Source organism: Paraflavitalea sp. CAU 1676 (genome assembly GCF_029223285.1).
Classification (GTDB): Bacteria; Bacteroidota; Bacteroidia; order Chitinophagales; family Chitinophagaceae; genus Paraflavitalea.
This window is the reverse complement of sequence record NZ_JARHUJ010000002.1, coordinates 566320-590877: the sequence shown is the minus strand read 5'-3', so window position 1 is coordinate 590877 and position 24558 is coordinate 566320. Positions and strand designations below refer to the sequence as shown.

The 24558-nt window shown below is 51.2% G+C and carries 13 protein-coding genes; 6 read left to right on the top strand and 7 right to left on the bottom strand.

Going from position 1 to position 24558, the window contains the following annotated elements; all coding sequences use genetic code 11:
• Positions 1–7: 7 nt before the first annotated feature.
• From P2H89_RS07070 to P2H89_RS07060, 3 genes are all read right to left on the bottom strand, one after another.
• A complete protein-coding gene (locus P2H89_RS07070) occupies positions 8–2632 on the bottom strand; it encodes a chondroitinase-B domain-containing protein (protein WP_275825884.1) in 2625 nt (874 codons plus the stop codon).
• A 113-nt stretch (positions 2633–2745) separates the two neighbouring features.
• The gene (locus tag P2H89_RS07065; protein WP_275825883.1) at positions 2746–6729 is read right to left on the bottom strand and encodes a PQQ-dependent sugar dehydrogenase; all 3984 of its coding nucleotides are present in this window, start codon (positions 6727–6729) and stop codon (positions 2746–2748) included.
• Positions 6730–6808: 79 nt separating this feature from the next.
• Entirely contained in the window at positions 6809–9136 is a 2328-nt protein-coding gene (locus P2H89_RS07060; protein WP_275825882.1) for a DNRLRE domain-containing protein, read from the bottom strand.
• A gap of 843 nt (positions 9137–9979) precedes the next feature.
• Between P2H89_RS07060 and P2H89_RS07055 the strand changes: the two genes are divergently transcribed.
• The 5 genes from P2H89_RS07055 to P2H89_RS07035 all read left to right on the top strand — a co-directional run bounded on the left by P2H89_RS07055 (position 9980) and on the right by P2H89_RS07035 (position 17015).
• Entirely contained in the window at positions 9980–10222 is a 243-nt protein-coding gene (locus tag P2H89_RS07055) for an RNA-binding protein (RefSeq protein ID WP_275825881.1), read from the top strand.
• 159 nt (positions 10223–10381) lie between these two features.
• A complete protein-coding gene (locus P2H89_RS07050) occupies positions 10382–11959 on the top strand; it encodes a response regulator (RefSeq protein ID WP_275825880.1) in 1578 nt (525 codons plus the stop codon).
• Positions 11960–11987: 28 nt separating this feature from the next.
• The gene (locus P2H89_RS07045) at positions 11988–15593 is read left to right on the top strand and encodes a response regulator (protein WP_275825879.1); all 3606 of its coding nucleotides are present in this window, start codon (positions 11988–11990) and stop codon (positions 15591–15593) included.
• A 19-nt stretch (positions 15594–15612) separates the two neighbouring features.
• Positions 15613–16434, top strand: coding sequence for a protein-glutamate O-methyltransferase CheR (locus P2H89_RS07040; RefSeq protein ID WP_275825878.1), 822 nt, complete (start codon positions 15613–15615; stop codon positions 16432–16434).
• Positions 16416–17015, top strand: coding sequence for a chemotaxis protein CheB (locus P2H89_RS07035; protein WP_275825877.1), 600 nt, complete (start codon positions 16416–16418; stop codon positions 17013–17015). The genes P2H89_RS07040 and P2H89_RS07035 overlap by 19 nt, the downstream gene beginning before the upstream one ends.
• 104 nt (positions 17016–17119) lie before the next feature.
• Here the strand turns inward: P2H89_RS07035 and P2H89_RS07030 are convergent, their stop codons facing one another.
• The 3 genes from P2H89_RS07030 to P2H89_RS07020 form a co-directional block, all read right to left on the bottom strand.
• On the bottom strand, positions 17120–17827 hold the full coding sequence (locus P2H89_RS07030; protein ID WP_275825876.1) for a DNA alkylation repair protein: 708 nt from the start codon (positions 17825–17827) through the stop codon (positions 17120–17122).
• 439 nt (positions 17828–18266) lie between these two features.
• Positions 18267–18974 (bottom strand): response regulator transcription factor, encoded by a 708-nt coding sequence (locus P2H89_RS07025; RefSeq protein WP_275825875.1) that lies wholly within the window; start codon positions 18972–18974, stop codon positions 18267–18269.
• A gap of 17 nt (positions 18975–18991) precedes the next feature.
• On the bottom strand, positions 18992–20296 hold the full coding sequence (locus tag P2H89_RS07020) for a HAMP domain-containing sensor histidine kinase (RefSeq protein ID WP_275825874.1): 1305 nt from the start codon (positions 20294–20296) through the stop codon (positions 18992–18994).
• 186 nt (positions 20297–20482) lie between these two features.
• Between P2H89_RS07020 and P2H89_RS07015 the strand changes: the two genes are divergently transcribed.
• Entirely contained in the window at positions 20483–20698 is a 216-nt protein-coding gene (locus P2H89_RS07015) for a hypothetical protein (protein WP_275825873.1), read from the top strand.
• A 574-nt stretch (positions 20699–21272) separates the two neighbouring features.
• Here P2H89_RS07015 and secDF read toward each other — a convergent pair.
• Entirely contained in the window at positions 21273–24377 is a 3105-nt protein-coding gene (gene secDF / locus P2H89_RS07010; RefSeq protein WP_275825872.1) for a protein translocase subunit SecDF, read from the bottom strand.
• Between the last annotated feature and the right edge of the window lie 181 nt (positions 24378–24558).

The window sequence follows — 24558 nt, the reverse complement described above, 5'->3', positions numbered from 1 at the left end:
TGTTTGACTATTGTTCTTTTACGATCTTCTGTGTAGTTACTTTTCCATGCTGAACCAGCTTCACGATATATATACCTGCTGCCTGACCCGCCGTATTGAAAGCCCGGCGGTATTGACCGGCTTCGAGATAATTATTGACCAGTGATTGCACCAAACGCCCTTGCAGATCATACACGCCCACTTGTGTGTGGCCCGCCTTTTCCACTATAAAACTGATCGTATTGTATTGTTTCAATGGATTGGGATAAACGATCAAACCTTTCTGTTGCACAGGAGCCGATTTAACGGCCGGAAGATTAGTGACCGCTTTCCGGGCGCCAGAACCTGTAGTGATCACCAGTTGAGGCGGATTGCTGCCCGTTTCTTTCGAATTCCAGGCTATGCGTGGGTCGGTAGCGAGCCGCGCCAGCAGGGCCAGCGAGATCGTATGGCGGCCTGCGGCTTTCTCTGCCTGCACATACGCCGTAATATCCCAGGTATAATACCGTTCTATGGAATCGGTAACCACTACCCGTTGCAGGGAATCGCCGGTAGCCGGCTTATTGTTCCAGGTAATGGTCGATTCGGTCCAGGTGGTATTGCTCACGCCATACACATTCACCGGTATATTGTTATCACGGTTATCATCCAATGCACCATATAACCTTAACACCGCTGAGGTCACCGTACCAGTTGCTGCGCTGGTGTTGAACTGCAGGTAAGTATGCCGGTCATTGCCTGCAGAGGCAGTGGCATTCAGCTTGGTAAGCAAGATCGCGGGATCCGTAGTACCATGCGTAACACCGGCATTGGTGCCATTGCGCACATAGGCATCATGCGTGGGGTTGAGCGTGGTGGTGCCTCCGGGCACTTGCGTCTGCACCTTCACCTCGGAATAACTGTTCCACAGGTTCACGCTGTTGCCATGCCCTACGATCCGTACATATTTAGCATTCCTTGCAGTAAAAGAGAAAGTTTCCAGGTTCAGTGACGTACCACTGCTCACCCGGCCGGCGGCTGCCGTAGTCCAGTTAACACCATCCAAGCCCGTGAGGATATCGAAAGTGGAAGTACGTGTATTACCGCTATAGAACGCGATCTGCACGCCATTGACGAGTTGCGTATCACTTAAGCAGAACTGTATCCACTGACCGTCGCCATTCGCGCTCCACCGGGTATTGAGATCATTGTCCAGCACATTGGCAGGTACATTGCCATCATCGGCACTGGCGCTCACCGGCACACAGGCTGGTGTTGGCGGGGTGTAGTTTCCGTTATGGCCCACCATGGCAGGGGTCAGGATACGCGCCTCCGGCGCTACCGCCGATACTTCATCGGCCCCTTTATCCAGCGGCGATGTGCGCGGCTGCCCGTCCATATCGAAGGTGACGGAGGGGTATGAGCCCGTTCCTGTATTGATGGCCGGGCTTCCTGCCTGTAAATGATAGGTACCTGTGGCATCCCTCGCCAGCAGTGGATTGGCGGTTGTATAACCCGCCGCAGGCATCGAGCCGGCGCCATTCGTATTGTACAGCATATTACCGTTCCACACAGCACCGGTATACGGCCCCGCAATAGAAGCCGCTGCTCCCCCACCCTGTATAATGTTATTTGCAACCGTAGTGGCTGTAGCCCCCAGGCCATTGGTACGTCCGCTTTGTGTAATGTTCGACGGATTATCGACCAGGGTATTGTAAGCAATCAGGCAACGGTCGGGCCGGTCATGCACCGTCAACGCATCACCATCGGCTACTTCTCCATCACCGTTACCGATATTGATGGCCGGCGTGCAATTCTCGAAATGATTACTGAACACTTTGTGGTCATCACCAAAAATGCGGATACCCTGCGTATTCAGGAAGTAGTTGCCATACACCTGGCAGAAATTTCCATGACGCAAAGTAAACTGAGAATTGCAGTCCCGGATGGTATTATACCGTAATGTAACGGCCGACGCTTTCACCGAGATCATCTCATTTTCACCCTGACAGTCCTCGAACAGGTTATATTCCACAATGCTGTTGCTGGAAGAGAGGCTGTAGCCACTTAATCCAAACTGGAGGGTTTCCGCGCCATTGGCGGTTTGTGGTTGCTGATCGAAGAAATAGTTGTGGTGAATGTATAACCGCTGCGCGATCTGGCTACCGCTTCCGCGTACGGCGATAAAGCGTCCCAGCGCATTTTTATGTTGAAAGGTGTTGTAGTCTACTTCATGATCATTGCCATTCAACAACAGATGCTCGCCCGTACCCGGCGTATCAAATATATTCCTCGTCCACCGGCAAAAACTGGTGCCGCTGGCCATGGTGGCCTGCGAGGCATTGTGGGTGAATTTGAATCCTTGTATAATGATGTATTTGGCCGGACTAACAATGTTAAACCCTGCCGTGCCGCCGATCACCGCACCGCCGATCGATTGGGCTTTGATCGTAATGGGTTGTGTAGCTGTACCCTGCTTGCTGATGGTAATGTCTGTTGATGCCGTGTAGTTACCGTTGGCCAGTATGATGACATCACCGGCAACGGCATTATTGATGGCTGTTTGCAAAGCCGATAAAGAAGATACGTTGATCGTTGCCGCCCACGATATACCCACCCAGGTAACGGAAAGAAAAATGGAACATGCAATCGTTTTAAGCCAAGCCGATCTCATAAAAGCCGAACAAGAGTTAGAATTTCTGGTCATTGTGATTGTTTTAGTGAATAAAAGGTTACTGGTGCAAATAGGAAGGACCGGCAGTGTTACCACCGGTCCATAGCCCTGCACTATTCTTTCAATAGTTTTTTCGTTACTGATTTTCCGGATTGCATCAGTCGCAATACATATACCCCCGAAGCCAGTTGGCCGGGTTCAAAGCGCACGGTATGGTCACCGGCTGCGAGGTTATGCTGCAGCAACAGGCTCACTTCCCTGCCCTGCAGATCATATACTGCCAGTCGCGTAGTACCACCGCGCTCCAGGGAGAAACGAATGGTGCTGCTGGCGCCAAATGGATTGGGATAGCTGTTCAGCTTCATGCCGCCAGCCGTTGCGGAAACATCCCCGATGGACAGCCCGGTCGTGGTACCGCCGGCCAGCAATTGGGTGCCCGCAGTGATCACCAGTTGCGGTGCATTGCTGCCTGTTTCTTTTGAGTTCCAGGTTATCCGCGGACTGGTAGCGATCGTGCTCAGCAAAGCCAGCGAAATCTGAGTGCGGCCTGCCGCCAGTTCCGCCTGTACGTACGACGTAATATCCCAGGTATAATAACGGGCAATCGAATCAGTTACCGTGGCACTACTCAAAATGGCCCCCGTGGCCGGCTTGTTGTTCCAGGTGATCGCCGACTCGGTCCACGTAGTATTGGATACAGCAACAGCATTGACAGGCACATTGGTATTGCGGTTATCATCGAGCTTGCCATATATCCGTACTACCGCACTACTTACAGCGCCGCTTACGCCACTGGCGTCGAAACGCAGGTAGGTTTGGCGGTCATTGCCTGCAGCAGGATTTGAATTGAGCTTACTGATCAGTATGGTTGCGTCGGTAGTGCCATGCGTAATGTCTGCAGAAGTGCCGTTGCGCACATAGGCATCATGCGCTGGTGCCAGGGTAAACTGCTGACTTCCCTGACTGGTTTGCACTTTTATCTCCGTGTAGCTGTTCCATAAGTTCACACTGTTGCCGTGTCCAACGATGCGAACGTATTTACCGCTTTGCGTCGCGAAGGTGAATGTCTCCAGGTTGAGCGAAGTGCCACTGCTTACGCGTCCTGCAGCCGCGGTGGTCCAGGTGGTACCGTTATTCCCCACCAGTACGTCGAACGTAGAGGTGCGGGTATTGCCATTGTGGAAGGCGATCTGTACGCCCGTCACATTGACCGTATCATCCAGGCACAATTGGATCCACTGCCCGTCGCCGTTGGCGCTCCAGCGGGTGGACAGGTTATTGTCGAGCACATTGGCCGGTACATTACCATCGTCGCCGCTGGCGGTAACCGGTGTACAGCTGGGAGCCGCCTGTACGATAACGGCTACTGGTGCAGATGTCGTTACAGCACTGCTGTCGTCTGTTGCCCTGGCCGTGATGGTATAAGTACCCACTGGCACATTGTTCCAGGTTAAGGAATAAGGAGCAGTATTATCGACACCGAGGCTGGTGGTGCCATTGAAGAATTCAACCCCTGTCACCGTGCCATCACTGTCGGCTGCCGTTGCATTGATAGTGATGGAAGCCGGCGCAGTAAAGCTGGCATTGTTTGCCGGAGCCGTAATGCTCACAGTCGGCGGCACGTTACCACCGTCGGCAATGACCGACAGGAGCGGCGGATTGGAACCGAACTCTGATGAATTCCAGAATACACGTGGATCATGAGCAACAAGGCTCTTCATCAAAAAGGAGACCTTGGTGCGTCCGGCCAGCAGTTCACTTTTTACATAATTGGTTACATCCCAGTTGATATACTGGTAGGCCGTATTGGTGACCGTATTATTGGCCAACTCGGTGGTGCCTGCTGCCGGTTTGTTGTTCCAGGTAAGGGTGTTTTCATTCCAGGTCGTGTTGGCCACCGGATAAACACCCACCAGCACAGAAGGCACCGTGGTAAGATCTACCTTACCGTACACCTTCAGCGAAACGGATGATATATTGCCGGCAATGGACGCCAGGTCAAACAAGAGGTACGATTCGCGGGCATTGTTGAGCTGGCCAGCGGGCGACACCTTGGTGATGAGTAATGTGGAGTCGGTGGTTCCATGTGTAATGGATGCATTGGTGCCGTCACGTACATACGCATCGTGGGTAGGCATAAGGTTGATGGGTGGTGGTGCTACCCGGTAGTGAGCGGTATAGGTAACATCGTTGTCGGTAATAACAATGTTCTGCGCCGCAGCGCCGCCCTGGCTCCAGTGATCGAATATATAGGTAACTCCATTCAGGGTTTGCGGGGATATGGCAACAATGGGCCTCGAAGCACCGGATATAGCTTCTGTGGTATAGGGGGCCGTGAAGGGAACAGCATCGAGCCTCACCTGTAAGCCGGCAGGTTGTGTTTGCAGCGTAAGATTGGACGTAACGGGGAATATCTCCACATAAGTCGTATCCCGTCCACCCTGACTATCCTGCACCGCGAGGTAGATCCTGTACCAGATATTCGTTTCATTGTGACCCGAAAGGTCGGCCGTAAAAGAGCCGCTGCTGGTGCCATCCGTAAGTTGTGGCCCCGGATGCACGTGGGTAGCATGGTGAAAATCGACCCACCACTCAAAAGTGGCGGCCGGTACTGTACCATCTTCTGCATCCGTAGCGCTACCGCTAAAGCTGATCACATTACCCGAGCGAAATAGCGCTCCATTGGCGGGCGTATTGATCGTAGCTACCGGTAAGGTATTGGGCTGCGTAACGGCAAGGGTTGCATTGCTGCTGGTAACAGATCCGGCACTGTTCGAGACCACCACATTGTATTGACCCGCTTGGGATGCCTGTACATTGGTGATCGTATAACTGTTGGCCGTAGCACCTGCAATATTGGTCGTTCCTTTTCGCCACTGGTAAGTGGGGGCCGGACTACCTGTAGCACTAACCGTAAACGTGGCCGTGCCACCTACAGGTACCGATACATTTTGCGGCTGCGCGGTAATAGTAGGCGCCTGGTTGCCCGTATACACGATCCTGTACAGCGAACTGTTGTCGCGGTTGAGGAAATAGAGATTGCCATCAGTACCCTGCTTCAGGTACACCATGCCTCCGCCCAGGCTGGTGCCAAACGACACCCTGGATGGAGAAGAAGGATTGATATAATCGACCCAGGAGCCACAGTAATCGAGAAAGAAATACTTTCCTCCATACACGGCAGGCCAATTGCTGATGGCGCCATTAAAGAAGGTGCCGCCATTGACGGCACAGCCCTGGCCCGCCGGCGGCGGATCGGTACGGTTGGTGGCGTAAACATAGATAGGATTGGTATAGCCTGTACATCCGCTGGTGCACATGCCTTCCTTATCGGGCCAGCCAAAATTCTTACCACTTGTTGTGGCATCGTTGATCTCCTCCCAGGTGGCGTTGCCCACGTCGTTCACGTAAATCTTACCACTCACCGGATCGGATGCGATGGTAAAAGGGTTTCTCAAGCCATAGGCCCAAATGCGGCTGCGCACGGCATTACCACTAAAGGGGTTGCCTGCAGCCGCGGTACCATCGCTGTTGATGCGCAGGAGTTTACCCAAATAGGTATCCAGGTTCTGCGAATTGGAGCCCACCTGGTTTTCCCCGATGGCTACATAAAGCTTACCATCATTGCCAAAAGCCAGGCCGCCACCATTGTGATAGATGCCTACGAGCGTGGGAAAATCGAGCAGCGCCAGTTCCGATCCCGCCACATCGCCGCTCATAGTAAACCGGCTCAGGCGATTGTGTGGTCCGCTGGTATGTGTATAGTAGAGATAGATATACTGGTTGGTGGCAAAGTTGGGATCTACAGCCACACCGATGAGCCCGCGCTCACCACTGGTATTGACCGAAAGGGTTACCGCCGGCGTTGACAGCAGGCTACCGTTCTTCACGACGCGTAGTTGCCCATTCTGCTGGCATACCAGTGCGCGGCCATCGGGCGTAAAGGCCATCGCCGTTGAGTTGGTCAAACTGCCCGTCACCAGTACGCGTTGAAAATTGGTGGGTAATGTTTGAGCAATGCTCTTTTGATGAAACAGGATTAGGCAACAGCATAGCAGGAGTTGCCACATTTTGTTCAGGTGAAAGATCTTTTTCATACAGATTGGTTTTGATAAATGTTTAATGGTTAACCAGGACGAACGGGTACGGCTTTCTGTTCGTCCTGGTGTTGACGTGTTATTCTTTGATCAGTTTTTGGGTAATGGTTTTGCCATTGGCGGTAAGTCGAAGGATATACAGGCCGGCTGGTATTCCGCTGGCATCGAAATGGAGGCGATGCAACCCAGCCGATAAGCGGCCATTTACCAGCGTTGCCACCAGTCGGCCGGTTAGGTCATAGGCAGCTACCTGGGTATGACCTTCCTTTTCCAGGTTGATCGATACTGTATTGACACTGCGGAATGGATTGGGATAAACCTGCAGCATCTTTGTGTTTGTCACTTCGTTACCGGCAGTGAGCGAACGGGTTTGTTCAGCCAATAGCGAGCTGGCCGTTGTGATCACCAGTTCGGGCGCATTGCTCCCTGTTTCTTTCGAGTTCCAGGTAATCCGCGGATCGGTCGCAAGGCCGCTTAACAGTGCCAACGAGATCTGCGTACGCCCTGCCGCCAGTTCCGATTGTACATAAGCGGTAATATTCCAGGTATAGTACCGGGCAGTGGCGTCGGTTACGGTAGCTGTTTGCAGGGACGCTCCCGTTGCCGGCTTATTGTTCCAGGTGATGGCAGATTCTGTCCAGCTTGTATTGGAGACAGCCTGCACACTCACCGGTATATTGGAGGCACGGTCATCGTCGATCTTTCCATAGAGCCGCAATACTGCCGAGCTGATGGAAGCACCAGCGGTAGATGCATCAAAACGCAGATAGGTATGCCGGTCATTGCCCGCAGATGCCGTGGCATTCAATTTGGTGATGAGGATAGCAGCATCGGTAGTACCATGGGTAACATCGGCATTGGTGCCATTGCGTACATAGGCATCATGTGTTGGAGCAAGGGTAAGCGTTTGTCCGCCTCCCGAACCGGTTTGTATTTTTACTTCAGTATAACTGTTCCATAAGTTCACACTGTTGCCATGGCCAACAATGCGCACGTATTTGGCCGATTGCGCCGGGAACGTAAAGGTTTCCAGGTTGAGCGAGGTGCCGCTGCTTACACGTCCTGCTGCAGCCGTGGTCCAGGTATTGCCGTCGTTGCCCGTAAGTACATCGAAAGTAGAACTGCGGGCATTGCCATTGTAGAAAGCGATCTGTACGCCAGTCACGGTTGCCGGAGAACTCAGGCAAAATTGGATCCACTGTCCATCACCGCTTGCGCTCCAGCGGGTGGCCAGGTTATTGTCGAGCACATTGGCGGGCACATTGCCATCGTCGGCACTGGCTATCACCGCCGGGCAGGTTGGCGGCACCGTTACTGTAATACCTACGGTTGCCGATGTGGTAGCAGCATTATTGTTATCGGTAGCTTTGGCCGTTAGCACATAGCTGCCGGCCGCTACACCTGTCCAGGTAAAACTGTAGGGCGACGTGGCATCCTCCCCTATCTTGGTGCTGCCATTGTAGAACTCGACCAGGCTCACTATACCATCCGCATCAGCCGCTGTCGCGTTGATCGTTACATTGGCCGGTGCTGTGAAGCTGGCATTGTTGGCTGGTGCAGTAACGCTTACGGTTGGCGACTGGTTGCTCCCGACATCACTGGGGCAAAGGCTGGCACCGGTTTCCGTAACGCAGAAGTCGGCAAACCGTACCTGCTCATCACGCAGTACCGCGTCCTTACCACGGTAAACACCCCATTTGCCCCGGTTGTAACTGGCGCCCGTACGCCACATATCGAGTGAGGAATTGGTGTAGGACAATAAAGTAGCACCATCGCTTAACCTTTTCAGAACAACTTCTACTGTACCGGCGCTTCCTTCACTGCTCTTGTATTTTACATAGGCCTCTACCCAGGTGCCTTTAAAAGGAGCCAGGTCAACTTCTTCCACGGTTCCGAGGCTACCGCTTCCTTCTCCCGCACTATGGATGATCTGCATCTTTTGCGGCGTACCTGCTCGTGGTGTGATGGTGATCAACGGAGCACCGTCATCCCCATCGATCGCTTTGATCTGGAAGATGTGGGTGAAACGACTCGATGGAATAAAGCCGGCATCCAGCTTAAACTTCCAGCGGTAATAAGCAGTTTGCCCCGACGTATGCTGCATATCGGCAGGCGATCCGCTGCCGCCTTTGATCTCCATACGTACCCGGTCGAAATTGGTGCAGCGGTCGTTATCGGCTTCTGCATGGCTATGAAATACGAATACATATTTATTCAGCGTGTTGTCGAACACTTCTGTAACGTGTGGACCAAACGTACCATGTACGCAATCGGGATTCTCTACTCCAAATCCCTTCGATTCGATCAGTTCATAAGTGTTGCCGGGACCATCGGCACTAAGCGTAGTTTGTGCGTTAATGGCAATGTGCAGTAACAGCAAAAGGGAAAGTGCATAGAATTGTCTCATAATTAGGTTTTATAAGTGAATAGAACCCTGATCTGCCCCCGTACCGGTGGCAGCGCATGGATATGGCAATCCATGTCTGTACCGGCCAGGCGTTCAGGCATAGTCAAAAAAGTTTCCCGCAGGGAATAGCGGTCCCTGCAGCAAAGGCAGCAGTAATGTAAAGGGCTATAGCACAGCCCGGCGCGTCTTATTCACTTATAGCATGGTAATCCCGGATTCCTGTTTGCAGCCGTTTGAAGAATACATGAGGGATTTGATTGCGGAGAGTTGATCGAAGGTACAACAGGAATTCAGTGGCGTTTTGGGGCAATCATGGCCCGGTCAGGAACAATCGAAGTTGCATTTTTTCATAATAGTGGCAGTTTTTGGTTTTAACAATCGTTCACTTTATGAAATAACACCATAAATGTCAAATACAGGTTAATCCGATTAACAGTTTACTAAGCTCTATTGGCAATTGAAAAATATAACATACAGCCATATCCCTTTCGCATACGTGCAATCGGATCGCAGCCACTGTTTCCCCTGCCGTCGGGAAGCGCGGCTTTGGCCAGACCAGGATGGCGCCACTTTAAAATGATCGCGGTGTTGCCAGTTTCGGGGCATCAATAACGCACCATCGAACCGAAAGCCAACTGAAATAGTAGCCCCGGCGCAGCACCCCACCACACGAAACAATTAAATAATATCATATCTAACTAATTCTTTTTCAAGCCAATTTTGGCTACTGATTAAATTCTTCCTCAAAACAAATTAGGTTTGTGCATACTATTTAATTAACTTCAATAGTCACCCCCTATAGCACCTTCTCCGTATCATTAACCACTTTCAAAAGCCACTTCTATGAACATTTTTGTTACTAATCTTAACAAAAAGACGACTGCACGCCAGCTATTCCAACTGTTCCTGCAATTTGGTAAAGTCAATTCAGTTCGCCTCATTATGGACGATGATACGCGTCAATCCCTCGGTTGTGGTTATATAGAAATGGACAATAAAGCAGGCGCCATGGCCATCCAAAATCTCCACGAAAGATGCTTCATGAACTGTTACATGGAAGTAAACGAAGTAAGCATCGCATTCTGAAAATTCGTACGCTCTCCTTTCCATCCGCTGTAATACGCGTCATTACTGGTGGCATCAAATTTTAGTGGGTGCCAGGCAGTTTCATGTAGATATATTTCTACATGCTTTTTTTCATAGCAGCTATTATTATCTGGGCGATTTGCTCTTATTTAGCTGATTATGATACTCATTGTCGATGACCGGCCTGAAAACCTTTTTTCATTACAAAAGCTACTGGAGCTGCATCATTTCCAGGTAGACACTGCTGCTTCCGGAGAGGAAGCATTACGCAAGGTACTCAAGCAGTCATATTTTCTCATCATCCTCGACGTGCAGATGCCGGGCATGGATGGCTTCGAAGTAGCAGAAGCCATTAGTGGTTACAGCAAATCGAAAGACATCCCTATCATATTCCTGTCAGCAGTCAACACCGACAAGAAATTCATCACCAAAGGTTATTCCTCGGGCGCCATCGATTATGTTACCAAACCCTTCGATCCCGATATCCTGCTGTTGAAAGTAAAAACCTTTTATCGCCTTCATCTGCAGACACGGGAACTCAACGACATTCAAAAAACATTACGCGAGGAAATAGAAGTGCGTAAACAAGCGCAAACAGCCTTGCACCAGAGTGTAGAAGAATTAAGATCGGTGCTGGAATCTGTTCCGCAAATAGCTTTCACCTGCGATACATCAGGACATATAGAGTTCGTAAACCGGTACTGGTACCAATATTCCTTTGGCAAGGACATGTTTCCGCAAACACCACCCGATTCAACGTCCGTGGCATCCTGTATAGCCAGGGCCATCGTTACCGGGTTGCAGCAGGAAACCGAACTCCGCATCAGGCCCCTGAAATCGGAAGAATACCGCATCCACCTCCTAACCCTTACGCCGGTGAAAAAGGATGACCAGATACTCAAATGGGTAGGCATATTTTCCGATATCCATGAACAACGCCTGGCGAATCAATTGCTCGAGCAACGCGTACAGGAACGCACGCAGGAGCTCATGCTGGCCAACCAGGAACTCGAAAGCAGCAACCACGAGTTGCAGCAGTTTGCTTACGTAGCTTCGCACGACCTGAAAGAACCTCTCCGCAAGATCCAGGTGTTCAGCCACCTCATCAAAGACAAATTCCTTACCGGCAACGACGATGCCGTCAACTATATCAACCGGCTTATTCATTCGTCCGAACGGATGAACAAGCTCATCACCGATGTACTCAACTACTCCCGTCTTTCCATCACCGGTGTATTTGAAGCTACCAATATCAACCAGGTGATCCAGGAGATACTGGACGATATGGAATTGCTGATATTGGAAAAGCAGGCCATCATCCACACCGGTACTATCCCCACGCTGGAAGTGATACCCGCCCAGATACGGCAGGTATTCCAGAACATCCTCAGTAACGCCCTCAAGTTCTCCAGCAAACAAGGCAAGCCGGAGATCCACATCGGCTCCGAATGGGTTACCGACAAGGAACCACACAGCGATGCGGCTGGCAGCGGCCCCTGGTGCCGCATTACCGTGAGCGATAATGGCATAGGATTTAATGAGGTTTACCTCAATAAGATATTCTCCATCTTCCAGCGCCTGCACTCGAAAGAGGAGTACGAAGGAACCGGTATCGGACTGGCGATCGTAAAAAAGATCATGGATACGCATGGAGGGGTGATCACCGCGCGCAGCGAAGAAGGAAAGGGCAGCACCTTTATTATGCTGTTGCCCGGCAAACAACTCAACAATCATTGACCATTATAAAGGCATCTATTCATAACTCATGAAATCAAGCTTTAAACGTAACCTGCTCATCGGCTTTGGCGTCTCCCTTTTCCTGGTGATCGTGAGCTCTGTGGCCTCCTACGTAAGCATCAGCAACCTGCTCAGCAGCGCCAGCGACGTACGGCACACCAATGAGGTAAAGCAACTGGTGGAAAAGATCATGTCGACACTGAAAGATGCAGAGACCGGCCAGCGTGGTTACCTGCTCACCGACGACGACCGGTTCCTGGGTCCGTACACCGGCTCCATCGATAGTGCCGGAGCTTATGTCAGAAGTCTTAAGAAAATGGTCAGCGACAACAACGATCAGCTTACACGGGCCAATCGCCTGCAGGAGATCGTGTCGCTACGCATGACCAGCCTTGGCAGCCGTATCCTGGAAAAGAAGAACGGCATCGCCCCAAGCACCGAGAAATTACTGGAAGGCAAGAAGCATATGGACGAAGCCCGCGGCGTGGTCAATGCCATGATCGACGAAGAAGAAAGGTTGCTGGCAGAACGAACGGCAGAAATGAACCGGTTCGCTACCTACACGCCCATACTGGTACTGGTGGCGGCATTGCTTTCGCTAATAATTACTGTTGTGTTTTTTGCGCGCGTAAACAGCGATTATGAACGCACATCACGCCTGCAGCAGGAGCTGGCCGATAAGGATGTCGATATTACCCGGCGCATCGGTATCATACAGGAAGTAGCCAACAAGATCTCGGCCGGCGATTATACCATCCGGGTGCAGGACGAAGGAGCCGACGGACTGGGTAATCTATCCGTTTCGCTGAATAAAATGGCTTCCAGTCTCGATTACTCCTTCAATACGCTGGCCGATAAGGAATGGTTGCAAACCGGCATCGCCAGCCTCAGCGAAAAGATGCTGGGCGAAAACGAATTGCCGGTCATGTCGGCCCAGGTACTTGCTTATATTGCCAACTACACCCATAGCCAGGTAGGCGCCCTGTACGTAGCAGAAGACAATTCCAGTCTGCGATTCGTAAAGGGGTTTGCGCTGGGCCAGCACCAAACCAAAAGCCGCTTTGCTTTTGGCGAAGGGCTGCCTGGACGTGCTGCCGAAAGCGCCGCCATTATCCACCTCACCGAAGTGCCGCCCAACCTGCTCACAATAACGCATGCTACTGGCGCCATCAGTCCGCTACAGATCATTGCCTTCCCGCTGTTTCACGAAAGGAGAATCATGGGTGTGATAGAGCTGGCGTCGATCAAACCCTATACCGCCAATGAAATTGCTTTTCTCGAAGCAGCCGGCCACAACATCGGTACAGCGGTGAACGGCATCGAAAACCGCCGCCGCTTACAAGAGCTGCTCGAAGAGACCCAATCGCAGTCGGAAGAATTGCAGGCACAGCACAATGAGATGGAGAACGTCAACAGCGAACTGGAAGCGCAGACCGAAAGATTGCAGGCCTCCGAAGAAGAGCTGAAGGTACAGCAGGAAGAACTCATGGAAGCCAATGGCGAACTCGAAGAGCGGGCCCGCCAGCTTGAAGAAAAGAACCAACTGGTATTCGAACGCAACCTCGAGATACAGCGGAAAGCGGAAGAACTGGAGCAAAGCACCCGTTACAAATCGGAGTTCCTCGCCAATATGTCGCACGAACTGCGCACGCCGCTCAACTCCATCCTGTTGCTGTCGAGGCTCATGTCGGAGAACAATGAAACCAACCGCTCCAACGAACAAATAGAATATGCTAAGGTGATACAAAGCTCCGGGCAGGGACTGCTCTCGCTGATCGATGAGATACTCGACCTGTCCCGCATTGAGGCCGGTAAAATGGAACTGCATTATGGCGATGTGGCCGTCCAGGATATGGTGCAGGGTATGATTGCCCTCTTCGACCCTATCGCCAAAGAGAAGGGCATCACATTCAAGGCACAAATTGGCAGCGAAGTACCGGGCATCATAGAGACCGATCGACTGCGGCTCGAGCAGATACTGAAGAACCTGATTGCCAATGCACTCAAGTTCACGTCTAAAGGATATGTACAATTAAGCATCACCATGCCGGCCAGCAACGATCACCGGGTCATGTTTACGGTGAAAGATACCGGCATTGGTATCTCGCGCGATAAACAACAGGTGATCTTCGAAGCCTTTCAGCAGGCCGATGGCTCTACCCGTCGTAAATATGGCGGCACGGGCCTGGGACTCTCCATCAGCCGCGAACTGGCCCGCCTGTTGGGCGGTGAAATACTGCTGGAGAGCGAGCCCGGACAGGGCAGCTCATTCTCGCTATGCATTCCCGCGTCCAAAGCCATCGCAACTTACGTTCGCACCAGCGAAGCTGTCGAAGCAGTAGAGGTTACCCCGGTGCCGTTAGCCGCTGCAGCCCCCGCCCCTGAATTGCGCCAACGATACCTCAGTGAAGTGATCCCCGATAATGTGCCCGACGATCGCCTCACCATCGGCCATCGCGATAAGGTGATCCTGATCGTGGAAGACGATACCAATTTTGCCAAATCGTTGCTGGAATATACCCGCGCCAAAGGATACAAAGGGGTGGTATGTGTGCGGGGCGATGAAGCCCTGCCCCTCACGCTGGAATACATGCCTGTGGGCATCCTGCTCGATATCCAGTTGCCGGTGAAAGACGGCTGGGAGATCATGGAAGAACTCAAGAACAATATTGCGACCCGGCATATCCCGGTGCATATGATGAGTGCCTATGATGGTAAATACAAGAGCCTCTCGAAAGGAGCCGTAGACTTCATCAACAAGCCGGTAGCCTTTGAGCAGATGCAGGACATCTTCTCGCGCATCGAGTACATGCTCGCCAACAACCCGCGTAAGGTGCTCATCGTAGAGGAGAACCTGAAACATGCCAAGGCCCTCGCCTACTACCTGGAGAATTTCCAGGTCAATACCGAGATCAAGAACACGGTCAACAGCAGTGTGCAGGCCCTGCTCCGGAAAGAAGTGAACTGCGTGATCCTCGATATGGGCATCCCCAACCAGAAATCGTACGACACACTCGATGAAGTGAAGAAGACACCCGGACTGGAAAATATTCCCATCATCATCTTTACAGGCAAGAATCTGTCGCGCCCCGAAGAAGCGAAGATCAGGCAGTATGCCGATTCGATCGTGATTAAAACGGCCCACTCCTACCAACGCATTCTGGATGAAGTATCGCTTTTCCTGCACCTCGTGGAAGAAAAAGGAGCTCCGTCCAAACCATCGAACAACCTGGGTGTACTGCAGGAGGTATTGAAAGGAAAAACAGTGCTCATTGCCGACGATGATGTACGCAATATCTATTCCCTTACCAAGGCCCTCGAAACGTTCCAGATGAAAGTGGTGTCGGCAGTAGACGGTAAGGAGGCCCTCAGGCAATTGCAGGAACATCCGGAAGTCGACATCGTGCTGATGGATATGATGATGCCCGAAATGGACGGTTACGAATCCACCAAACGGATCAAAGCCAATCCTGCCTTCCGTAAATTGCCGGTGATCGCCGTAACAGCCAAAGCGATGACCGGCGACCGCGAAAAATGTATCGAGGCCGGGGCATCCGACTATATCAGTAAACCCGTAGATATAGATCAGTTGCTGTCGTTACTACGGGTTTGGCTGTACGATGCAGGAAAATGATCAATCAAAAACAATAGCTGTGGAGTTTGAGATTCAAGATGATGAAATAGAATTACTCCTGCAGGACCTGCAGGAAAGATACGGGTATGATTTTACGGATTATTCAAAAGCCTCGCTCAAGCGCAGGATCAACCGCTTGTATTCGCTCGACAAATTCCCTTCGTTTGCCCTGTTCCGGAAACAGATACAAACAGACAGCATCTACTTCCGCCGTTTCGTAGAAGAGATAACGGTCAACGTTACAGAAATGTTCCGGGATCCTTCCTTCTACCGTATCCTTCGGGAGGAAGTGCTGCCGGTGCTGGCTACGCATCCTTTCATCCGCATCTGGCATGCAGGATGTTCAACGGGCGAAGAAGTGTATTCGATGGCCATTCTGCTGCGGGAAGCAGGCTTACTGAAGAAATCGCTGCTGTACGCAACCGATATCAACCCGGGAGTTTTGGAGCGATTGAAGAAAGGCATCTTCCCGTTGCGTTTCATCAAGCAGTATTCGGAGAATTACATACAATCGGGCGGCAAGGACGACTTTTCGCGGTACTATACCGCCAAATACGACTGGGCCAAGTTTGATGAGCAGCTGACCGCCAAAATGGTGGTGGCCACGCACAACCTCGTGAGCGACCGGTCGTTCAATGAGTTTCAGCTCATCTTTTGCCGCAATGTGCTCATCTACTTCGACCGCAACCTGCAAAACCGGGCACTGCAGTTGTTTGATGACAGCCTCGATACCCTGGGTTTCCTGGCACTTGGCGCCAAGGAGAACCTGAAGTACTCCACCATTTTCCGTAAGTATAAGCAACTGGAGAATAAAGAAAGGATATGGCGCAAAATAGCATAGTGAAACCCATTCAATTGATCGTTATTGGCGGCTCCGCGGGCAGCCTGGACGTGATATTGAAGCTGATGCCGGCTCTTGCGCCTTCCCTGCCTGTTGCCATTTTGATCGTTACGCACCGCAAGGCTTCCAGCGAGGACCTGCTCGTGGATCTGCTGAACAGCCGTGGCAGCTGGCCCGTGCGGGAGGCTGAAGAGAAAGAGCCGGTAGCCCCGCATGCTATTTACGTAGCGCCCAGCGATTACCACTTGCTCATTGAAAAGGACTTTACATTCTCGCTCGATGTATCGGAAAAGGTGAACTATAGCCGGCCCAGTATCGATATCACTTTCGAGTCGGCGGCTGAAGTATATGGAGAAGGCCTGGTGGCCATCCTGCTCTCGGGGGCTAACGCGGATGGAGTGGCGGGCATGAAACGGGTGCGGTCGAATGGCGGCACCTGTGTGGTACAGGATCCTTCAACAGCTGAAGTAAGTTATATGCCGGCCCAGGCTATTGAACAGGGCCTCGCGCATCATATCCTGCCGGCAGAGGAGATGGCTGCGTTCATCAATGGGTTGTTTACGAACGACAAAAACCAGTGAGGGAGCGCCATGCGCTTCCCTGCCTCCTGTGGCTACCGCCTTTTCCTGGCACGCAGGCCGCCTAAACCTTCTTCCAGTTAAATGGTAAACACGCCCCTCATGGCTCAGCACCTGATGGTCTTACGCTTTTTACCGATATACCCTTTGTCTTTCATTTTCTGGATATACTCGGGCGAAGAGGGTACTTTACAGGCCGTGTCGCCCATATTGACCTGCACCGCCCCGATCTTTTTGCCGATGGCTATGGCCTCGTTCGTGAGTGCAGGAATATAGGCTCCGGCTGCTATTACAAAGCCATTCATGGCATATTTTGTGCGGTTCGATGACTGGTGAATGGTTTGTGCGATCCGTGTCAGCAGGGTTCTTATTTCGTATGTATTGATCTCTTCGTCGGACTTCAGCGCAAGCAATCCGGCCAGCGTACACCAGCCCGAAGCGGCAATATGATCTTCCTTCGATTCAATCCATTCCAGGCCGAGTTCGTAGCCGTGTTCATTTTCTGCCGCAACCCAGGGTACGGTGTATTCGCTGATCATGTACCAGGGCGCCGTCTCGACCCAGGTTTGCAGTTCCTTCCGGCTCATTTTGGCGCCATTGGCCACCAGGCCGGCCAGGTACATCGCATCAGCATTACCGGTGGCGTACAGGTCCATGGCCAGCTGCTGATCGTTTTTGATCTGCTTGCCTATTTTCTTCAGGTCTTCCACCTTTACTCCAAAGAAGGGTTCCCGGGCCCCGTGTTTACTCCACCGGGTTTTGGCGTCTTTGCTGCCCTTGGCTTCCAGTTCCTTCATTACTGTTGAGAGGGTCATGTTGGTAGGTTTTATCGCTACAAAAATAGCAATCTGAATGACCGGCTGCCTCCTCCGAAAGGATGATTTATTGCCGGTTTTGCGTGAAACGTATCGGCTCCTGCCGTATTGTATCGTGCAGGTTCCACTACTTGTCGCTGAAATTGTAGATGTCTCGTATATGTCCCGTTTATGTTCCGTAGATGTCTCGTATATGTCTCGTCTCTTATAGATACGGGATATCTACGGGACAACAACCTGACATGATCGGCTTAAATACGGCACATCTTTTAATTCATCCCAAAGTCACAACGAAGTACATCAAAATGTACCTCACAGGCCACAACGGATACCGGCAGCAACCTACACCAGCCCATCCGCCAAAACAAAAGCCTCCGCGTATTGCGGAGGCTTTACTATTGATTTAGTGGTGTTTACTTGCCTTGTTTCGATTTACTAATTAAGCCGGCACCTGTACGGCGGCATTGAACCGGAAACCTATGCCATGAATGGTTTCCAGCACCACATCGGGGTCGGCTTTGAAATATTTGCGGAGCTTGGTCATGAATACGTCCATGCTCCGGCCGAGGAAATAGTCGTCCTTACCCCACACATTGAGCAACACTTCCTCCCGCTTGAGGATATGGTTGGCGTGCTCGCACAGGAACTTGAGCAGGTCGGCCTCTTTTTGGGTGAGGGTGAAGCTTTCGCCCGGGGCATCCAGTCGGAGGTCGGAGTACGAGAAGCTGAGCTTGCCGATGAGGTACTGCAGTACATTATCGGCCGAGAGTTTGCGGGTGCGGCGCATGAACACATCCATCCGCAGCAGGAGTTCCTGCATGCTGAATGGTTTGGTGATATAATCGTCTGCACCGGAGAGAAACCCTTTGATGCGGTCTTCTTCCATCGAGCGGGCGGTGAGGAAGAGTATGGGGATCACATCGCTGTGCTGGCGGATCTTCTTGGCCACGGTGAATCCGTCCTTAAAGGGCATCATCACATCGAGCAAACAGATATCGTACCGGCCTCTTTCAAACTGGTCGATGGCCGACTGGCCGTCGGGACATACGGTTACGTCGTAGCCGGCATCTACGAGGTTATCTTTGATCACGTAGCTTAAGGCAAGATCGTCTTCAGCCAATAAAACCTTCCCTTTTCTTGTTGCCATGACATGTATAGTTTTTGTTAGAGCGGGAATAGCATTTTGAATTCGGTTCCGATGCCCGGGAGGCTGTTAACCCGGATGGTGCCGTGGTGGGCATCGATGATCCGTTTTACAAAATTCAGTCCAAGACCGAATCCCTTTACATTATGTACGTCGCCGGTGGGCACACGGTAGAACTTTTTGAACAAATTTTTCTGGTATTTCTTTTCGATCCCTATTCCATTGTCTTTGACAGAAATGAACAGGTGTCCGTCTTCTTCACCGGTACTGATGATCACGTGGGGTTTGGTGGAGTATTTAAGGGCATTTTCGAGCAGGTTTACCACGGCCAGCTCGAGGTGTACGCGGTCGGCCAGGATGGCAAATCCCGGTTCTTCGGGGGCCTGTATCTCTACCTGGGCGCCTTTGTCGTCTACCAGGGGTTGGACCTTCGCTACGGCCTGTTCGATGATCTCTTTTACCGGCACTTTCACCTTTTCGATCGGTATATCGCGCCGGTCGGTGGAGGCGATGTGCAGCAACCGTTCTACCTGGCTTTGCAGGTGCTCGGTTTGGTGCTGGATGATGTTGGCGTATTTAAAGAGCCTGTCGGGTTGGTGCACGATCTTTTCCTGCAGTAATACCTCGGCCGATATCTTCATCACCGCCAGCGGGGTCTTGAATTCATGGGTAAAGTTATTGACAAAATCCTTTTGTACCTCGGCCAGGAATTTCTGGCGATAAAAGTAAAACAGTATGATGGCCAGTCCGATCAGTACCAGGAACAGGATGCCCGCACTGATGAACCAGAAATTCATCTGGGCCAGTACGTATTTATTGCGGTGCGGAAAATACAATACTACATAATCGTTATTGCGGTGGTAATTGGGCAATACGGTATGCGATGGATCGTAGCGTGCTGCCGCAGCCGGTATGTACTGTTCGGAAACATACTTGCCGGCCTTACTGTCGTACAATCCTATATGCGCATCCGTTAGTACATCGAAATCATTCAGCTCATGCTTCAGGTAATACACCAATGAATCGTAATGCAGGTGATCGGTATCGACGCGGAAGAGGAAATAATCGGGCGCAGGATGTTCTATGAGGTCCTGCAGATGGTTGGCAGGCGTATCGGCAATGGGGAGGTCTTCATAGAGACCGCGGATGCTTTTCACCACATTGGTGTTGAAAGTCTTGTGTTCGAACGAATAGATCTTGTTCAGCCAGAACAACTGTACCCCTGTCATCAGGGCAATGAGGAAAGACGCCAGCAATATAATCCACCTGAGGGTTGATGACCGCATACCTTTTACATAAATACCTCCGGCAAATTTGCTATGCATTATCTATCTATTATTTTTTATCTGGTTAACCGATCGTTAAGGGAAGTTACAAAATAGTTGGCCCCTCATGAACAATTCATTAACAGAAGTTAAACGGCGGTTAAGCATGCCTAAAAATGTACTGCGGTGGCTTTTAATAGATAGCTTTATTCAACAATTATTCATCACCACATAAATGTCAATGCAATGAAAAAGGTTTTCCTGTTAGCTGCTCTGGCGTTTGCCATTACAGGGCTCACAATGGCTCAAACAACCCCCAAACCAGCCGCGAAGGCACCTCAGAAGAAGGAAGCTACTGCTCCTGCGAAGGGCGAAGTAGCCAAGGATGATAAAACGAAGGATGCCAAGAAGTCCGGCTCCCATCACCATAAAAAACATACGAAAGCTCCCAAGCAATCGTGACGATTTAGATAAAGCAAGGTCGGTTTTGTTAGGGTTTATGAACGTCGTCCGTGGGTGGACGACGTTTCTTTTTTTGGGAATGGCTGCGGGTTCGACGTGGTGAGATTGAGCCCTGGGTTTCGGAGTGGCCTGCGTTTCTTTTTTTAGGTGCGGGTGCCGGAACCGGGTGATAAGGTTAGGACGTTGTTTTTCGAGGAAGGCGACGTTTCTTTTTGCGCGTGAACGGACGTTGTTTCTTTTTGGGAAAAACGGGTAGTTATTAATGTGGTTTGGAACGTTTGATTTTTTTGGGTGGATGTGGTTTCATTTTTGGGCAACCGCCCGGGTTTGCGAGGCAGCTACGGGTGTTGGATTTCCGTGATCAGGTGCCCTTCCCTTTTTGGAGGTACTGCAGAAGGGGGTGAAACGGTTTCAGGTGTAGTAAGGTGGAGACTGACGTGAATGGAAACGTTTTGTCCAGGCGAAAATCCACCGGCGTTTTGATATTTCTTGTCGCTGTTCGCGGGCGACCTGTAGACCCATAAAAAAAGCCTGTGGCAGTCGCCACAGGCTTTCGAGTATTTAAGCAATTGGTTTATGCTTTTTTAGCGGCAGCAGCAGGTGCTTTTGCTTTGGCAGCAGGCACAGCAGCGCCAGACTTGGTATCCGCTTCTCCGAGGGGCTTGCTCTTAGCCAGGTCAACCAGCATGGGGGCAGCTACGAAGATAGAAGAGTAAGTACCGGTTACCACACCGATCAGCATCGCAAAGGCAAATCCCTTGGTTACTTCACCACCTACCAGGAACAGGATCAGGATGGTCAGGAACACCGTCAGCGAGGTCATGATGGTACGGCTCAGCGTATCATTGATGGCCTTGTTGATGAGGGTTTCTTTGGTCATGTTATGCTGACTGTGGCTGTACTCCCGTACACGGTCGTACACGATTACCGTATCGTTCATCGAGAAACCGATCACCGTCAGGATCGCAGCGATAAAGTGCTGGTCGATCTCGAGCGGGAAGGGCACCACGCCTTTCAGGAACGAGAATACGGCGAGGGTTACCAATACGTCGTGCAAGAGCGCCACGATGGTACCCAGTGAATAACGCCAGTCGCGGAAACGGATAAAGATATAGATCGCGATGATCAGCAGTGACCAGAAGGTAGCCCATTGTGCACCTGATTTCAAGTCATCGGAGATCGTGGGATCTACTTTCTTGGTTCCTTCTACATATTTGTTGGTGGCAAATTCTGCCGCTGTAATGTTTGTGGGGAGGAAAGGTTTCAGTCCGGCAAACAGGGTATTGCGTACCGCTGAGTCGATGGCCAGTCCCTCTTCATTGATACGGTAGTCGGTGATGATCTCCAGTTTGTTGGGGCTACCGTAAGTTTTAAGCTGAGGTGTTTTCTCGAAAACCTTGTCGAGTGATTCACGCACCTTTTCTTCGTCAACCGGTTTACCAAAGTTCACTACATAGCTTCTACCGCCTTTGAACTCAACGCCTTCGTCGAAGCCATTGAAGATAGCAGCCACACCGAGGATCAATACCACCACAGAGATACCATAAGCGATCTTACGGAACTCGATGAACTTGTAAGCAGCATGAGCGAAGATCTTCTTGGAAAGGCCAGTGAAATATTTGAAGTGACGGTTCTTGTTGGTGTAGAAGTCAGTGATCAGGCGGGATACAAGGATACCGCAGAACAGTGACAGCAGGATACCGATGATCTGCGTAGTTGCAAAACCCAGTACCGGACCGAGTCCGTATACAGCAAGGATGATCGCAGTCAGCAAGGTGGTGATGTGCGCATCGAGTACGGGCGGCAATGAACGGCGGTAACCGTCTTTAACTGCCTGTTCGTGCGATTTACCATGCGCCAGCTCGTCCTTGATACGCTCAAAGATGATTACGTTGGTATCCACCGCCATACCGATGGTCAGTACCAGACCGGCAATACCGGGAGCGGTAAGGGTAGCGCCCAGGGCACTTAACACACCGATCGTAAAGAGCAGGTTGAGGATAAGGGCGATATTGGCTACGATACCAGCGGTATTATAATATACGATCATCAGCAGGAAGATCACCACAAAGGAGATGCCGAACGACATCATACCACCCTTTACGGCTTCTTCACCGAGTGTAGGACCTACCACTTGCTCCTGAACGATCTTAGCAGCAGCTTCTACTTTACCAGATTTCAGGATGTTGGCGATATCCTGTGCTTCTTCCACAACGAGTGCCCTGTTCTTGGCATTGCCACCACCCATAGTGATGCGTGAGCGGCCGCCGTCGATCTTTTGGTTTACGTTGGGAGCTGTATAAACAATATCATCGAGTACGATGGCGATGGGCTTACCGATGTTGCGCTCGGTCATCAAAGACCATACGCGGCCGCCGGCATCGTTCATATCCATGGTAACGAGTACTTCGTTGGTCGTTTGGTCAAACTCCTGGCGGGCGTCTTCAATCGCGCTGCCTTCGAGTTGTGCACCTTCTTTACCGGGGATGGTCTTCACGGCATAGAGTGTGAGCACCTGGCTCAACACACCTTTGTCGTCGCGCTCCTGTTTTCCCCAGACGAATTTTACATTGCCGGGGAAGTTGTTCTTAACAGCAGGCAGGGCCAGGTATTGGTTGACTTTGCCAGTGTCTTTCAACATTGCCAGACCGATATAACCGGGCAGGCCGCCATTCTGGTAAGGACGGGCAGGGTTCAACACGCGGAACAGGGGGTTCTGGCGGCTGGCAGCTGTGATGCTGTCCAGTGCTTTGCGGGCTGAATCTTTGGCAGTACCCTGCAGAGAGTCGATCGCCTTGAGGGCGGCAGAATCTACAACAGGTACACCATATAAAGCGGCTTCCAATGCCTTGTCGGCATTTACGAGGCCGGTTTGCATTACATTATCGTTGAGGGTGTACACTTCCCAGAACTGCAGGTTGGCAGTAGACTGGAGGTATTTACGTACACGCTCGGGGTCGCTGGCGCCGGCCAGTTCTACGGTGATGATACCTTTATTCTCATCAAGGCTGATGGTAGGCTGGGCAACACCGAATTTATCGATACGCTTTCTCAGAACCTGGTAGGTTTGAGACATCGCCGCTTTGGCTTTATCATTGATGTAGGCTACAACCTGGTTGTCGCTGGAAGCGGCAGTAAGGGCAGAACCTGGTTTTGCAAAGTGAGGAGCGAGTTTAGCACCTGGATTTACATTCTTAAAGGCAGTCACAAACAAGTTGATGAAGTTCTGGTCACTGGTCAGCTTCAAACGTTGTGCTTCTGCAATGGCGTTTTTGATCTGGGGATCGTTGGGATTGTTGCTCAGGCCTTTGATCAAACCGTCCAACGCGATATCCATGGTTACGTTGATACCTCCCTGCAAGTCGAGACCGAGGAGCAGTTCGCTCTCTTTGGCTTTCTGGTAGCTTTGTCCCCACCAGGTGATCTTGGTGTCTTTGGTAGCAAGGCGCAGGCTGTCGTAATAGTCGGTCTTGTAAGTATCGAGAGAATCCTGGTAAGCGGCTTGTGCCTCTTTGTCGCCAGGATATTTTGTAGCGGCAGCAGTGTAGTTCTTCTTGATGTACGCAGCAGCTTTGGCCTCCAAACTACTCTCATGTTTGTTCACGAACCAGGTAAAGGATAGCTGGTAAAGGGATATCAGGATCAATAATCCAGCAAAAATGCTAACCAGTGCTCTCATTGCAATGTTGTTTATTTTTTAGGAGTTGGCAAAGATAGGGTTTTCAAACAGAATCCGAAACTGCAAAATAAGCCTGAAAATGAGGCTTATAGGAGGTTTCCACGGGCGTTTACGGATACCCGGGCCTTATGCATTCAGGAGTGGATGGGTATAAGGTACCTGGAGGAAGTGGGTTCGTTCA